The organism is Pantoea sp. S18 (genome assembly GCF_045689705.1).
Classification (GTDB): Bacteria; Pseudomonadota; Gammaproteobacteria; order Enterobacterales; family Enterobacteriaceae; genus Pantoea; species Pantoea symbiotica.
The window spans coordinates 3616613-3631557 of the sequence record NZ_CP142688.1; the positions used below are offsets into that span (position 1 = coordinate 3616613).

Here is a 14945-nt window from a genome sequence, read left to right on the forward strand (position 1 = left end):
CCATAAATGGCGACCCTACGAACATCGATATGAACTTAATAACCCGCTTTGCTGGTCGCGGTTTCATGGCCCAGCGTATTCAGCAGGCTTGCCAGCAGGCTGGAAGCGCCAAAGCGGAAATGACGCGCATCCGCCCAGCCTTCACCCAGCAAGTCGTCCGCCAGCTTCAGATACAGCGCCGCGTCTTCCGCAGTGCGCACGCCGCCCGCCGGTTTGAAACCAACTTGCTGCTTCACGCCTTTATCGCGGATCACTTGCATCATGATCGCCGCCACTTCTGGCGTCGCGTTGACCGGCACTTTACCGGTGGAGGTTTTGATGAAGTCGGCGCCCGCATCAATAGCGATTTCCGACGCAGCACGAATCAGCGCTTCGTCTTTCAGCTCACCGCTTTCGATGATCACTTTCAGCAGCACGTTTGCCTGTTCGCAGGCTTCTTTACAGGCTTTCACCAGCTCGAAACCGATGTCGCGGTTGCCAGCAATCAGCGCACGATACGGGAACACCACGTCCACTTCGTCAGCACCGTAGGCGATGGCCGCGCGGGTTTCGGCCAGCGCGATCTCAACGTCATCGTTGCCGTGCGGGAAGTTGGTGACGGTGGCGATGCGGATTTCCGGCGTGCCCTGCTCGCGCAGCGCTTTACGTGCCGCCGGGATGAAACGCGGATAGATGCAGATGGCAGCGGTATTACCGGCTGGGGATTTTGCCTGACGGCACAGCGCGATCACTTTCTCGTCGGTGTCGTCTTCGTTCAGGGTGGTTAAATCCATCAGTTGCAATGCGCGCTGTGCTGCTGCTTTCAGGTCGATCATGATGCTCTCCAAAATTCAGATCGGCGGGCACAACCCACCGGGGAATGTGACAATTCTAACAACTACCGTGACGATGAATTGAGCTTCGTGTCACACGAAAAAGAAAACCTGTCATTTAAATACAGTTATTTAGTGATGTTAATCACAAATAACCACCAGTCAGGCCGAAATGCGCCGCGATGGCCGTTGTTATTATTATCACAAAAATGGGCGCGAAAGTGTACTCTCAGCTTTATCAATGTAGCTAATCAGGCGTAAGGCAGCGTAAATGCAGAATCTGTCGGGGGAGAATCAGGCAGGCAAGTTGAACAGCTGCTGGCTGTTATGCCACAGCGCGTCGGCAATCACTTCGGGAGATTCACTGCGTAACTGGCACAACACGTCAAACACGTTGCGCGCCCGCTCCGGACGATTGGGCTGGCCCTGAAAACCTTGCAACGGCATATCGGGCGCGTCGGTTTCCAGTAATAACGCACTGAGCGGCAGGCTGGCGATGGTGTTGCGGGTTTTACTGGCGCGTTCATAGGTGATGGTGCCGCCCACGCCAATCGCATAGCCGAGCTGAATAAAGCGCTCCGCCTGCTGCTGGCTGCCAGCAAAGCCGTGTACCACGCCACGGCGCGGCAGATCGTGACGACGTAAGTGCAGCGCCAGCTGATCGTGGGTGCGACGCGAGTGCAGAATCACTGGCAGATCGTATTGCTTCGCCAGCCTGAGCTGCTTATCGAGCAGCCGCGTCTGTTTGGCGAATTGCGCATCGTCCATATAGAGATCGAGACCGATCTCGCCGATCGCCACCCGCTTGCTATCCGGCTTTTTCAGCCAGCGCTCTAACTCATCAAGATGCGCATCTTCCTGATGCTCAGCGATATTGATTGGATGCAGGCCGAGCGCGGCATACAGCGCCGGATGCTGCTGCGCCAACTGCGTCACCCGCGCGAAACGGCTGGCGTCCACGCTCGGTACAATGATGCGTTCCACGCCCGCCTGCGCAGCGCGCGCAATGCTGGCGTCTGCATCATCAATGAACGGCGGGAAATCGAAGTGGCAATGCGTATCGATAAACTTCATGCCAGCGAGCCTTTATCGTAATCCGCATCGTTTTCCGCCAGCGCGGGCGTAATCAGTGGGCGGTTGTCGGGCGAATTCGCCACAGCGGCTGGCGGCGTAACCGTGGTTTGCCGTATCAGCGGCTCGGCATCACTCAGCCATTGACCGAGCGTGGCGAGGAAATAGCGCCCGCTGCGGCGGCCTAAATGGTAATCCTGATTCAGCGATGACAAGCGGCTGCCGAGCGCCATGCTCGCCAGCGGTTTCGGTGGACAGATTTCGATGATGCGCAGGTTATCCGGCGGCTGCTCGATGAACTGCTGAATCTCGCGATAGCTCTCTTCATGCTGATGCAGGATGTTGATCATCGGCTGCAAGGCGCTGTCAGACAAAAAGCGCTCCATGCGTTTGAACCACTTCGGCGTGTATGACACCTGCGATGGCACGGTGCGGATCACGACAATGGTATCCGCGCCGCGGCGTGCGGCTTCGCGTACCGGAATTGCATCGCTGATGCCGCCATCCAGATAACTCACGCCATCCATTTGCACGCCGCTGCGGTAAAAGCCGGGAATCGCGCTGGACGCTTTCAGGATGTCATGCCAGTTGGTGCTGATCGGATTGAAGTACTCGGCGCGGTAATCGTCGCTGCGGCAGGCGCACATATAGAACTCGCTGCCTTTGGCAAACAGCCCTTCGGCGGTATTGAGCGCCAGCGGGAATTCCTGTTTGGTGATGTCGATCAGCCAATCGAGATCGATAAGATGTCCGCCGCGCACGAATCGTAGCGGATCGAAGAATAATTTGCTGGTGGTGTAGCGGGAGATCACGCGTCGCGCGTAGCCAGGCTGGCCACAGACAAACGCCGACAGGTTTTGCGCCCCGGCCGAGGTGCCGAGTAACAGTTGAAAGGGGTTGAAGCCTGCGCGTTGAAACTCATCCAGCACGCCTGCGGTAAAGATGCCGCGCTGACCGCCGCCTTCGCACACCAAGGCGATTTTACTGGATTTGAAAGGGGTTAAAGCTAGCGGTTCAAGTGAACCTAACGTCAACGGAATACGTGTTCCCAATGGATGTCCCTCAGTGTTGCTTGCTCTGAGGGAGTCGCCGAAGCAGCATCCCGGAGAACCAGTCATTGTCGTTCCCTGACCAATTGCCTCAGCAATCGTTGCGGCTTCATAGTATGCCGCAAATGACCGGTCTCCGCTTTAGGTGACTCGCGGGTTAGCGTCTATTGAGACGCAAGTAGTCAGGGTCGTTTGCGCCCGGTAAACAGGCTCACGAGGAACAGAATAATACCGACAATGAAGACAATTTTAGCTGCCCATGCTGCCGTACCCGCCAGACCGCCGAAACCTAATGCTGCAGCAATCAGAGCGATGACCAGAAAGATAATACCCCAACGAAACATAAGCCTCTCCTTTACCATTGTGAAAATCGAACTGCTTATTTACACCTTTGTTTTTATTACGAAACGGCACCAGCGGGTGCCGAGTCGCTCGCGTTAAGATTTCACCTTCAGGTCATTCTTCACGCTTTTCACGCCTTCAATGGCTTTGGCGATTTTCTCAGCACGATCAGACTGTGCCTGGTTCGCCACTTCCCCTGATAACTGCACCACGCCGTCGGTGGTTTCCACCTTAACGTTGCGTGATGGCACGATGTCATCTGCTAACAGCTTAGCTTTAATTTCGCTGGTGGTTGCGGTATCGCCCGCATAACCTTTCAGAGAAGCATTTTTGCTGTCTTTAACGTGTAGTTTGTCACTGACGGATTTCACACCTTCGACTTTCTGCACCAGCGCGACGGCTTTTTCAGCCTGATCCTGAGAAGCCACAAAGCCGCTCAGTGTCACCACGCCATCATGCGTCTTGACGGAGATATCCGTGCTTTTAATCGCTTCATCATCCACCAGCGCCGCTTTGGCTTTAGCAGTGATGCCGCTGTCATCCATATAACCATCGACTTTTTTCATAGAGCTATCGATCTTCGCACCCGCGCTGTCGGAGGTTTGCTGTGCTTTCTGCGACAATGATTCATCTGCGAACGCCGCACCGCTCAGCAGAGCAGAACCGGCCAGGGCAGCAATCAGGGTTTTGGCAATCTTAGTCTTATTCATCGATATCATCCTTCTATCAGTTAACTCATCCGTTATCGCGGATGCGCCAGCAACGAACGGCGTTGCTGAGTTACTGGACGTAATGAAACCCGAAAGGTCTCTTTTCTCGTCCGACAGGATAATAGTAGTAGGGATTATAGCTTTTGCTGGCTCTTGTGGTTGATATATCGCCAAAAAGAGAAAAAAACAGCGGAATTAGGAGGAGTCTGTAACAAATAAAACAGGGCCAGTGAAAATCACAGGCCCTGCTGGCAACGCCGATTAGTGCTCGCGCGTTTTGCGGAATCGCACGTCAGGATAGCGTTCCTGGGTGATGTTGAGGTTCACCATGGTCGGCGCGATATACGTGAGGTTATCACCGCCATCGAGCGCCAGGTTCACTTCGTTTTTACGCTGGAAATCGTCGAATTTCTTCGCGTCATCACACTCAACCCAGCGCGCGGTTGAGACGTTGATGGCTTCGTAAATCGCTTCAACGTTGTATTCGCTTTTCAGGCGCGCCACCACCACTTCGAACTGCAGCACACCAACCGCGCCCACGATCAGATCGTTGTTATGCACCGGACGGAACACCTGCACTGCGCCCTCTTCCGACAGCTGAACCAGCCCTTTCAGCAGCTGTTTCTGCTTCAGCGGATCGCGCAGGCGAATACGACGGAACAGCTCTGGCGCGAAGTTCGGAATGCCGGTGAACTTCATGTTTTCACCTTGGGTAAAGGTGTCGCCGATCTGAATGGTGCCGTGGTTGTGCAGACCAATAATATCGCCCGGATAGGCTTCTTCCACGTGCGAGCGGTCACCGGCCATAAAGGTCAGTGCATCGGAAATCACCACGTCTTTGCCGGTACGCACCTGACGCAGCTTCATGCCTTTTTCGTACTTGCCGGATACCACACGCATAAAGGCCACGCGGTCGCGGTGTTTCGGGTCCATGTTTGCCTGGATCTTAAACACGAAGCCGCTGAATTTCTCTTCTTTCGCTTCCACCAGACGCGTGTCGGTGTTGCGTGGCATTGGACGCGGCGCCCACGAAACCAGGCCATCGAGCATATGATCAACGCCGAAGTTACCCAGCGCGGTGCCGAAGAACACCGGCGTGAGTTCGCCGCTCAGGAACAGCTCCTGATCGAACTCGTGCGAAGCGCCCTGCACCAGCTCCAGCTCATCGCGCAGCTGCTGTGCCAGATCTTCGCCTACCGCCGCATCCAGCTCAGGATTCGCCAGACCTTTTACAATGCGCACTTCCTGAATGGTGTGGCCCTTGCCGGTTTGATACAGGTAAGTTTCGTCGTTGTAGAGGTGATAAACCCCTTTGAAATACTTGCCGCAGCCAATCGGCCAGGTAATAGGCGCGCAGGCGATCTTCAGCTCGCTCTCCACTTCATCCAGCAGCTCCATTGGATCGCGGATGTCACGGTCGAGTTTGTTCATAAAGGTGATGATTGGCGTATCACGCAGGCGCGTGACTTCCATCAGCTTACGGGTACGATCTTCAACACCTTTGGCGGCGTCGATCACCATCAAGCAGCAGTCCACCGCCGTCAGCGTACGGTAAGTATCTTCGGAGAAGTCTTCGTGTCCTGGGGTATCCAGCAGGTTCACGAGGCTGTCGCGATACGGGAACTGCATCACCGAGGTGGTGATGGAGATACCACGTTGTTTCTCCATCTCCATCCAGTCCGATTTCGCGTGCTGGTTGGAGCCGCGGCCTTTGACGGTACCGGCGGTTTGAATCGCCTGTCCGAACAGCAGCACTTTTTCGGTGATTGTGGTTTTACCGGCATCCGGATGCGAGATGATCGCAAAAGTACGGCGGCGCGCCACTTCTTCTAAAAAGGGAGCATTAGACATTGAGTGAATTCTTCTTCAAGGGCAACACGCGGGCGGCGCGCTGCGAATAAATCGTTTCGGGGTCATTCCGCAGGATAACGCGGCCAATGGCGACGCAGTGGCGTCAGTTCACAGCAAGAGGTGTGCGATCTACATTGGCGGCAGTTCCGATTATCCCGGCAGCATTGAGGCGGCATAGCATACAATATTTCGCCGAGGGGGGAAATCGTCGCATGGTGTTGCCCTTGTAGGGCCGCCATTCATGGCGACCCACTCACATTCAGCCTAAAACCCGCACCACCGCCGCTTTAAAGATCTTCACGCCAATCTCCAGCGAGCTCAGCTCAAAGCGCATCTCGGGGTGATGCAGGCCCGGCACCAGATTGGTTCCCAATCCCCAGAAACCGGCTTTCACCTGCGGATTTTTCACCGGGTAATAGAAGAAATCTTCGCTGCCCGGCGTGGTTTTGGTATCCAGCAAACCTTCTTCACCCAGCACATCGATAATCGCCGCGCGAATCACCGCCGTGGCTTCTTCATGAATTTCTGCTGCCGGCATCTCCTTCAGCACCACCACGTCCGCCGTGGCACCCAGCGCCGCCACGCTGTGCTGAATCGCCAGCGTCACTTTCTCTTTCAGCACATCCATTGGCGCGTTTTCCTGCGAACGCAAATCCCACACCACGCGCGCCTCATCCGGCACCGAGTTGGTCACGCCCGCATCGCACAGAAAACGTGTAGCTTTCACACTCCAGGTCAAACCCGGCGGCAGATGGATGGCGTTGACGGCCTGCACCGCTTGCACCGCCGCATCCAGCGCGTTAACGCCCAAATGCGGACGCGCCGCATGCGCCGGCGCGCCTTTGATGGTGGCTTCCAGAGTGCTACAAGCGGAGTAGATCACCGCTGGGGTCGCTTGCCCAACATGGCACTCTTCCAGCGGACGCACATGGAAGCCGAGAATCATCTCCACATCCTCCAGCGCGCCGCCCTCAATCATCGCCAGCGCACCGGCACCGAGTTCTTCCGCTGGCTGGAACAGCAGCTTCAGCCGCCCTTTCTTGATCGCGCCCTCTTTCAGCAGCTCTTGCGCCGCCGTCAGCACCACCGACGAATGGCCATCGTGGCCGCAGGTGTGACGCGCACAAGCCACGCCGTCAATGATATGACCGAGCGCATCCATATCCGCACGCAGCGCCAGCACCGGACCGGGCACGCCGCTGTCGATTTCCGCCACCATGCCAGTGGTATTATTGATGCCGCGCGTCACCTTAATTCCGGCGCTTTCCAGCTGATCGGCAATATAAGCAGAGGTTTTGAATTCCTGAAAACCCAGCTCGGGAATTTCATGCAGAAAATGGTAATGCTCTAAGACGTTCGACACCGCTAAGCTCCTGACAAGTAAAGGCAAGCCTCAGCATCGCCCGATGTGCAGCTATAATCAATCCAGCGTGAATGAAAATTAGTCAAAAGTGAGAACTCTTCGCATTCAACATGTGGAATAATTCCATTTACAATCAATAAGATAAATTCAACTTTTTTAAGGAAAGTCCTTCACAAAAAAGTATAGATTGATGCATAATTCGCCGTACTTCACCTGACAAATTAAAAAGGACTCAGCCATGTTAACTGCTGAAATGACCTCGCGTTTAAACGACCAACTGAACCTCGAATTCTTCTCTGCCAACCTGTATCTGCAGATGAGCGCCTGGTGCAGCGATAAAGGCTATGAAGGCGCCTCTTCATTCCTGAAAATGCATTCTCGCGAAGAGATGCAGCACATGCAGAAGCTGTTTGATTACGTCAGCGATGCCGGTGCTCTGCCAGTGCTGGGCAGCATTGCTGCACCGGCCATTAGCTGGACGTCACTGAACGACGTGCTGGAAGAAGCGCTGAAGCATGAGCAGCTGATTACTAAGAAAATCAACGAGCTGGTGCACACCGCATTAACCACGCAGGATTACTCGACCTTCAACTTCCTGCAGTGGTACGTTGCCGAGCAGCATGAAGAAGAGAAGCTGTTCAAAACCGTGCTGGATAAACTGGCGATGGTCGGCACCAAAGGCGAAGGCCTGTTCCTGGTGGATAAAGATCTCGGCCACATGTCTGTCGACGGCCACGGCGCATAATAATAAAGATTACACACAGCAAAACAGAGAACGCCCGACATGTCGGGCGTTTTTTTATGCTTTGTAGGGTCGCCATTTATGGCGACCGGGACCAACGTATTTACTCCAACTCTTTCAAGCGCAACTCCGATGGCTGCGGACGGCCAAAGAAATACCCCTGGAACAGCGTACAACCCTCTTCACGCAGCTTGGCGTACTGCTCGCCGCTCTCCACGCCTTCGGCGGTGATCTGAATATCGAGGCTGCGGCTCATGCCAGTAATGGCGCGGATAATCGCCAGTGCCTCGCGGCTATCGCCCATATCGTTGATGAACGACTTGTCGATTTTAATTTTGTCGAACGGGAACGAGCGCAGATAGCTGAGCGATGAGTAGCCGGTGCCGAAATCATCCAGCGCAATCTGCACGCCAAGGGTTTTCAAACTCTGCAATGTGCGGATATTACCGAGCGTATCGTCCAGCAGCACCGATTCGGTGATCTCCACTTCCAGCCGATGCGGCGCCAGCCCCGATTCACGCAGCGCACCTTCCACCACGGATACCAGCGAGCTGTTCTTAAACTGCAGCGGCGACAGGTTCACCGACACCGATTGTTCGGTGTTCCAGCTTTGCGCTTCGCGGCAGGCTTCGTACAGCGCGTAAGCGCCAAGCATATGAATCAAGCCGGTCTCTTCGGCGATCGGGATGAAATCGTTTGGCATAATCAGCCCTTTAATCGGGTGATGCCAGCGCATCAGCGCTTCATAGCCGATGATGCCCTTCTCGTCGGTGATCGGTTGGTAATAGAGTTTGAGCTGACGGCCGGAGATCGCATCACGCAGATCGTTCTCAATCACGCGACGACTGCGCGCCTGATCGTCCATTTCAATGGTGAAGTGTTCGAAGCGATTGCGGCCATTACGTTTCGCTTCATACAGCGCCATATCTGCGCAGCGCAGCATATGTTCCGGCGTGTTGGTGGTTTGCGAGGTGAGCGCGATACCGACGCTCAAGCCCACCGACAGGTTATGTCCTTCAACGTTAATTGGCGGACGGATTCCCTCGATCAGCCGCTGCGCCACCACCGCCGCTTCATCGGCAGAACGGACATTGGGCAACACGATGGCAAACTCGTCGCCACCAATACGCGCCAGCGTATCGTGATCGCGCAGCGCGCTGCGCAGGCGTTTCGCCACCACGCGCAGCAGGTCATCACCAATCTGATGGCCGAGCGCATCGTTGACGTTTTTGAAGTTATCGAGATCGAGACACAGCGTGGCGCTGACCTGGTTATTCTGATTATCAACACGCAAGGCTTCGCTGAGTTTCTGGCGGAACAGCACACGGTTCGGCAGGCTGGTGAGATTATCGTGATGCGCCATATGACGGATGCGCGCATCGGCTTCGCGCTGATCGGTCACGTCCTCGACAATCAGCATCACGTAGTTCTGACGCATATCTTTGCCGCTGATGGTGGTGGCACGCGTATGCAAAATACGCTCGCCGCCCGCCGTCAACAGCAGCTGTTCACGTGAGTGAATGCCTTCACTGCGCAGCGCCACATCCGCCAGACTGTTGAAGTAATCGCCCAGCTCCGCCGACATACATTCGTGCGGGCGTTTATGCATGATCAGCGCTTTATTGACGCCAAACAGCTGCTCGGCTTTGTCATTCACCATCAGGATTTCACGGCTGATGGCATCTTCCACAATCACGCACGATGGAATATTGCTGATGATGGTGTCGAGAAAGCCCGACAGCTCCGACATTTTCGCGCTCTGCGACTGCGCCAGATCGCGCGCGCGCAGCAGCTGCTGTTCGTTCTCACGGCGTTCAGTGATATCGCGGGTAATTTTGGCAAAACCGATCAGTTTGCCGCTCTCATCCCGGATTGCCTCAATGACGACATGCGCCCAAAACGCCGATCCATCTTTGCGGTAGCGCCAGCCCTCATCTTCGAAACGGCCGGTTTTCAACGCGATGCCAAGGTTGGCTTCGGGCGCGTTGGCATTACGTTCCGCTGAACTGTAAAACACCGAAAAGTGCTGGCCGACAATCTCGTCAGCCAGATAACCTTTGGCGCGTTGCGCCCCGTTGTTCCAGTTCACTACGCGGCCCTGCACATCCAGCATATAAATGGCGTAATCGCGCACCCCCTCCACCAGCAGGCGGAAATTCTTCTCCTGCTCATGCTGTTTACGCAGCAGCGCCTGCTGTTCGGTGCAGTCGCGGGTGATTTTGGCGTAACCGATCAGCTTGCCCGCATCATCGCGGATCGCGTCAATGATGACATGCGCCCAAAACGCGCTGCCATCTTTGCGGTAACGGTAGCCTTCATCTTCGAAACGGCCGGTTTTAAAGGCGGTGGTGAGATTTTTTTCCGGGATATGGTTTAGTCGATCCTGCGCGCTGTAGAAGCGTGAGAAGTGCTGTCCAACGATCTCTTCGGCCACGTAGCCTTTTGCGCGCTGTGCGCCTACGTTCCAATTTTCAACGTTGCCGTCCAAATCGAGCATGTAGATGGCGTAATCACTAACGCCTTCCACCAGCATGCGGAAACGCTGTTCCTGCTCGCGCTGTTTACGCTGCTGCTCTTGCTGCTCGGTGCAATCGCGGGTGATTTTGGCGAAGCCCAGCAGCTCACCAAATTCATCGCGGATGGCGTCGATCACCACATGCGCCCAAAACGCGCTGCCATCTTTACGATAGCGCCAGCCTTCAGTTTCGAAGCGCCCGGTCGCCATCGCTGTCGCCAGCCCGCGCTGCGGCGCGCCGTTTTTGCGATCCTCTTCGCTGTAAAACAGCGCAAAATTCTTACCCACGATTTCTTCGAGCGTGTAGCCTTTGGCACGCTGCGCGCCGGCGTTCCAGTTCGCCACGGTGCCATCGGGTTTGAGCATGTAAATGGCGTAATCCACCACGCTCTGTACCAAAAGTCGGTACATGACGTCAGAGTTATTATTCATTGTTATTCGCCTATTGCTGGCCTGGTATCGTCGAGACTATTAAGAAAATTCTTAATTATCGTGCAGACTTAAGCGCAAATACGCAGCGCTGACAAGCGCTATTCATCCACAGACAAATGTTGGTAGGTAAGTTATCGGCAGTGGCGAGAAAATGTTCAGCGGGATACTTCATAAATCATCATGCGTTGACGGCAGGCTGCCGTTACGCTTGCCACGGCAAAATGCCGTGCGGCAGGCGTCGGGTCAGGCGAGTCGCCAGCGCCATTAATAAGCACACCACCACAATCATCAGGCAGCCGACCGCCGCCGCCAGCGAAGCGGATCCGCCTTCATCGAGAAACACGATGGTCGGTCCGATGGTTTGCGTTTGCGAGGTCACCAGCAACACCGAAACCTGGATTTCATTCAGCGCGGTGAGAAACACCAGCACGCTGCCCGCCAGCGCGGACGGTGCCGCCAGCGGCAGTAAAATATCGCGCATGCGGCGCAGAAAACCGGCGCCGCACAAGCGTGCGGCTTCATCCAGTGCCGGTTCCAGTTGAGCAAATCCGGCCAACGTCGGGCGCAGCACCAGCGCGAGAAAGTTCGCCAGATAGGCGGCGAGGATGATCCACACCGTGCCATACAGCGAAACGTTGACGATCGGCAGCGGACGCAGGAAGAACAACATTGCCGCCACGCCGGTGACAATGCCCGGCAGCGCATAGGTGAGTTCACTCGCCAGCCACAAACCGCGCACCAGTTTGGTACGACGCCAGCTGAGGAAGTAGGCAAGAAACAGCGCGCAAACCGTCAAAATTAGCGCCGCCAGCGTAGTTAATCCGAGGCTGGTGAGAAACGCGTGCCGCACCGCCGGATAACCCCACAAGGCGGCGCGGAAGTTCTCCAGCGTCAGCGTTTGCCAGCTGAGCGCCTGACCAAAACCGCTGGTGAGCGCGGTGATAAGCAGCGCGCTGAGCGGCAGCAGCAAGGTCAGCGCCATCCACAGCCAGGCGACGCCTTCAATCGCCACACGCCCGCGCCCCAGCGATTGCTGCCACAGACGCGGCGCGCCGTTGACGCGCACATCATGGCGTCCGCCCAACCAGGCGCTGGCCGCCATGCCCGCCAGCGTGATCACCGCGATCAATAACGCATACACCGCCGTGTTCGGCAGCGCGCTCGGGCCAATACCATTCAGCTGCTGATACACCAGCGTGATTAGCGTGGGCACGCGTGCCGGAATCCCCAGCATCGCCTGAATACCGAAGTTGCCCGCCGCCGCGACAAAGGTCAGCGCGGCTCCGGCAAAGATCGCCGGGCGCGCCAGCGGCAGCACAATAGTGAATAGGATGCGTGCGCGAGACGCCCCGCTGGCCTGCGCCGCTTCCACCAAATCGGCGGGTAAACGGCGCAAACCGGCGCGCACGGTGAGAAACACCAGCGGCGCATTGTGCGTGCCGAGCAGCAGCACAATGCCGGTTAAGGAGTAAAGCGGCTGCTCGCCGGGCGCAAACCACGGCAATCCTAGCGTGGCGAACAGCAGCGCCAGCGGGCTGCTCGGTGCCAGCGCCTGCAGCCAGGCCAGCGCAGTCACCTGCGGCGGAATCATCAGCGGCAGGATAAACGCAAACACCCACGCGGTTTTAGCGCGCAGATCGCTGAGCGCCACCAGCCATGCGGCGGCGGTGCCGAGCACCACGGAAATCAGGGTAGAACTGAGCGCGATGAGCAAGGTATTGCCACTGGCGATCAACACGCGATCGCTCGCCAGCAGACGCGTTAAGCGCGCGATGTCCGGCACGCCGTTGGGCGCAATGGCGGTCCACACCAGCCGCATCAGCGGAGCGACCGACAGCAAACCAATCAGCAGCACCATCAATGCCAGAATCAGCCGTTCGCTGTTAACGCGCGGCGCTTTGCGCGCCGCGCTACGCCATTCGTTGCTCAACACGCTCATGCTTAGCCGCCGAAGAGCGCGGTGAACTGATCGCGCACTGCCGCATCTTCTTTAATCGCTTTCGCCACGTCCGGCGACAGCAGCTTGATTTTGTTGATCGGCGTGAAGCCTTCCGGTGCTGAGACGCGATCATCCACCGGACGGTTGCCCTGCTCGACCACCAGCTTCTGGCCTTGCTCGGACAGCATAAAGTTGACGAAAGCTTTGGCGGCCGGCAAGTTGTGCGCGGTTTTCATGATGGCAACCGGCTCGGTGACGTAAGAAACGCCCTCTTTCGGATAGACCAGATCCACCGGCGAACCCTTTTTCTTCGCCAGAATCACGTCGGCGTCGGTGATAATGCCGTACTTATCCAGCCCGCTGGCAACCGCTTTAAGCGCCGGACCGTTGCCGCCCTGCGGCGCAACGCCGATGGCCGCCAGCTTCTTATAGAAGCTCCAGCCAATCGACGGCGTGTTGATATCGGTGTGCAGCTTGTAGAGCGCCGCGCCGGAGTAGAGCGGGCTTGGCACCGCAATCTGCCCTTTATTGGCTTCCACCGCCAGCGCGTTCCAGCTATCAATCGGCTGCGCGTGCTGAGTGTTGTAAGCAATCACCGTGGCGATGATTTTAGTGCCAAAGAAGGTTTTGTCTTTATCGTAGAACGACGGATTGATGTGGCTGAGTGGCGCATCGCTGTAGCTATAAAGATGATTTTCGTTTTTCAGCGCGCCAAGGTTGATGGCGTCGGCAATCAGCAGCACATCCGGCTTAGCTTCGCCGCTCATCATTTCGGTGCGCAGCACGTTCATTAACTGCGTGGTGCCGTTGCGCGTCCACTCGACCTGCACATTGGGATAGGCGACTTTAAAGGCATCCATGGTTTGCTGGGCAATTTCCGGTGCCTGCGAGGTATAAACCACCAATTTTCCCGCTGGCGCCTCATCGGCAAGGCTGGCAGCAGAAACGAATAATCCACTGGCTAACATCAACACGTTGAACGACGTACGCATAGCATTTCCCTGAAGGTTTAAGAGTTAAGAAGGAAGAATCCAGCCGTCGCGCAGCGCCACACCGACAGTGGCGTCGACAGCGGGTAAAGGTTGATCGGCCAGCAGCAGCGTAATGCTGCATTCCGGCGCATCCAGCGGAACCACATTCAGTTGATGGTGACCGCCGCGATAAATCACCCGCTGCACGCGTGCGGCAAACTGAGGTTCGCCCGGCGCGGCTAAGTGGAAATCCACCGCGTGAAAACTGGCTTGCGCCTGTGGCTGCGGGCGCTGATGCGGCGCGCAGCGTAACGGCACGCGCAGGCCGCACAGCGTGGCAAAGGCGCGGCCATCGCCGAGCGGTTCGATATCGCTGATCGGCAGCACTTTGCCGTCATCAATAAAGCGCGCGACCATGGCATTCGCCGGTTCGCGCCACAGCGTTTGCGGCGTGGCGAACTGCATCACGCGGCCGGCATCCATCACCACGATGCGATCGGCCAGCGCCATCGCTTCATGCTGATCGTGGGTGATGTAGAGCAAGGTGGCGCGGCTGTGATGATGGAAGCGGCGAAACTCCTCTTCCATGGTGGCGCGCAGGTGGACATCAAGGTTGGCGAGCGGCTCATCGAGCAAAACCAGTGTTGGCTGCGCCACTAAACAACGCGCCAGCGCCACACGCTGACGCTGGCCGCCGGAGAGATCGGCAGGACGACGTGCGGCGAACGCTTCCAGTCCCACCAGCTCCAGCGCCTGCTGCGTGCGGCGCTCGCGTTCGGCACGCGCGACGCCGTTGACTTTCAGGCTGTAGGAGACATTTTCCGCCACCGTCATATGCGGCCACAGTGCGTAGCTCTGGAATACCACGCCAAGCTGGCGATCTTCCGGCGGCAAATGCACGCCCGGCGCGGCGAAGCAGCGGTCGCCAACGTGGATTTCTCCGGCATCGGCGGTTTCAAATCCGGCCAGCAGGCGCAGCAAGGTGGTTTTGCCGCAGCCCGACGGCCCCAATACGGCGATGAATTCTCCCTGCGCAATCTGCAGCGAGATGTCTTGCAATACCGGCTGCGCCGCAAAGGATTTGCGCAGCCCGCGCAGTGTGATTGATGCCATGTTTCTGGCCTTTCGCTAACAGTCCGGCTAAGACC

General features: G+C 56.8%; 12 protein-coding genes. 1 reads left to right on the forward strand and 11 read right to left on the reverse strand.

What is annotated here, in order from left to right; genetic code table 11:
• Positions 1-35: 35 nt before the first annotated feature.
• The 7 genes from deoC to VIJ98_RS16790 form a co-directional block, all read right to left on the reverse strand.
• Entirely contained in the window at positions 36-815 is a 780-nt protein-coding gene (gene deoC, locus VIJ98_RS16760; protein ID WP_323275108.1) for a deoxyribose-phosphate aldolase, read from the reverse strand.
• Between the two features lie 291 nt (positions 816-1106).
• Complete coding sequence (locus tag VIJ98_RS16765; RefSeq protein ID WP_323275109.1) at positions 1107-1886, reverse strand: TatD family hydrolase; 780 nt, start codon at positions 1884-1886, stop codon at positions 1107-1109.
• Positions 1883-2935, reverse strand: a complete 1053-nt coding sequence (locus tag VIJ98_RS16770) for a patatin family protein (protein WP_154192536.1) — start codon at positions 2933-2935, stop codon at positions 1883-1885. The genes VIJ98_RS16765 and VIJ98_RS16770 overlap by 4 nt, the downstream gene beginning before the upstream one ends.
• Before the next feature lie 179 nt (positions 2936-3114).
• On the reverse strand, positions 3115-3276 hold the full coding sequence (locus tag VIJ98_RS16775) for a DUF1328 domain-containing protein (RefSeq protein WP_007893192.1): 162 nt from the start codon (positions 3274-3276) through the stop codon (positions 3115-3117).
• A 93-nt stretch (positions 3277-3369) separates the two neighbouring features.
• Positions 3370-3984 (reverse strand): molecular chaperone OsmY, encoded by a 615-nt coding sequence (gene osmY / locus VIJ98_RS16780; protein WP_008103296.1) that lies wholly within the window; start codon positions 3982-3984, stop codon positions 3370-3372.
• A gap of 261 nt (positions 3985-4245) precedes the next feature.
• Positions 4246-5835 carry a peptide chain release factor 3 gene (prfC, locus tag VIJ98_RS16785; RefSeq protein WP_154192538.1) on the reverse strand — a complete coding sequence of 530 codons (1590 nt, stop codon included), beginning with the start codon at positions 5833-5835 and terminating at the stop codon, positions 4246-4248.
• A gap of 259 nt (positions 5836-6094) precedes the next feature.
• Positions 6095-7198 carry a M20 peptidase aminoacylase family protein gene (locus VIJ98_RS16790; RefSeq protein WP_323275117.1) on the reverse strand — a complete coding sequence of 368 codons (1104 nt, stop codon included), beginning with the start codon at positions 7196-7198 and terminating at the stop codon, positions 6095-6097.
• 238 nt (positions 7199-7436) lie between these two features.
• On the opposite strand from VIJ98_RS16790, the gene ftnA reads away from it, so the two are divergent.
• Positions 7437-7943, forward strand: a complete 507-nt coding sequence (gene ftnA, locus VIJ98_RS16795; protein WP_008103301.1) for a non-heme ferritin — start codon at positions 7437-7439, stop codon at positions 7941-7943.
• 100 nt (positions 7944-8043) lie between these two features.
• Here ftnA and VIJ98_RS16800 read toward each other — a convergent pair whose 3' ends face one another.
• The 4 genes from VIJ98_RS16800 to VIJ98_RS16815 form a co-directional block, all read right to left on the reverse strand.
• Complete coding sequence (locus VIJ98_RS16800; protein WP_323275119.1) at positions 8044-10887, reverse strand: EAL domain-containing protein; 2844 nt, start codon at positions 10885-10887, stop codon at positions 8044-8046.
• A gap of 202 nt (positions 10888-11089) precedes the next feature.
• Entirely contained in the window at positions 11090-12826 is a 1737-nt protein-coding gene (locus VIJ98_RS16805; RefSeq protein ID WP_323275121.1) for an iron ABC transporter permease, read from the reverse strand.
• A gap of 2 nt (positions 12827-12828) precedes the next feature.
• Positions 12829-13818, reverse strand: a complete 990-nt coding sequence (locus tag VIJ98_RS16810) for an ABC transporter substrate-binding protein (RefSeq protein ID WP_323275122.1) — start codon at positions 13816-13818, stop codon at positions 12829-12831.
• A 24-nt stretch (positions 13819-13842) separates the two neighbouring features.
• Positions 13843-14910 (reverse strand): ABC transporter ATP-binding protein, encoded by a 1068-nt coding sequence (locus VIJ98_RS16815; protein WP_323275123.1) that lies wholly within the window; start codon positions 14908-14910, stop codon positions 13843-13845.
• Positions 14911-14945 lie beyond the last annotated feature (35 nt).

Excerpts from the sequence above, each read along its gene's own strand:
- deoC (WP_323275108.1), bottom strand. The coding sequence starts at position 815 with ATGATCGACCTGAAAGCAGCAGCACAGCGCGCATTGCAACTGATGGAT.
- VIJ98_RS16765 (WP_323275109.1), bottom strand. The coding sequence starts at position 1,886 with ATGAAGTTTATCGATACGCATTGCCACTTCGATTTCCCGCCGTTCATT.
- VIJ98_RS16775 (WP_007893192.1), bottom strand. The coding sequence starts at position 3,276 with ATGTTTCGTTGGGGTATTATCTTTCTGGTCATCGCTCTGATTGCTGCA.
- osmY (WP_008103296.1), bottom strand. The coding sequence starts at position 3,984 with ATGAATAAGACTAAGATTGCCAAAACCCTGATTGCTGCCCTGGCCGGT.
- prfC (WP_154192538.1), bottom strand. The coding sequence starts at position 5,835 with ATGTCTAATGCTCCCTTTTTAGAAGAAGTGGCGCGCCGCCGTACTTTT.
- ftnA (WP_008103301.1), top strand. The coding sequence starts at position 7,437 with ATGTTAACTGCTGAAATGACCTCGCGTTTAAACGACCAACTGAACCTC.
- VIJ98_RS16800 (WP_323275119.1), bottom strand. The coding sequence starts at position 10,887 with ATGAATAATAACTCTGACGTCATGTACCGACTTTTGGTACAGAGCGTG.
- VIJ98_RS16805 (WP_323275121.1), bottom strand. The coding sequence starts at position 12,826 with ATGAGCGTGTTGAGCAACGAATGGCGTAGCGCGGCGCGCAAAGCGCCG.
- VIJ98_RS16810 (WP_323275122.1), bottom strand. The coding sequence starts at position 13,818 with ATGCGTACGTCGTTCAACGTGTTGATGTTAGCCAGTGGATTATTCGTT.
- VIJ98_RS16815 (WP_323275123.1), bottom strand. The coding sequence starts at position 14,910 with ATGGCATCAATCACACTGCGCGGGCTGCGCAAATCCTTTGCGGCGCAG.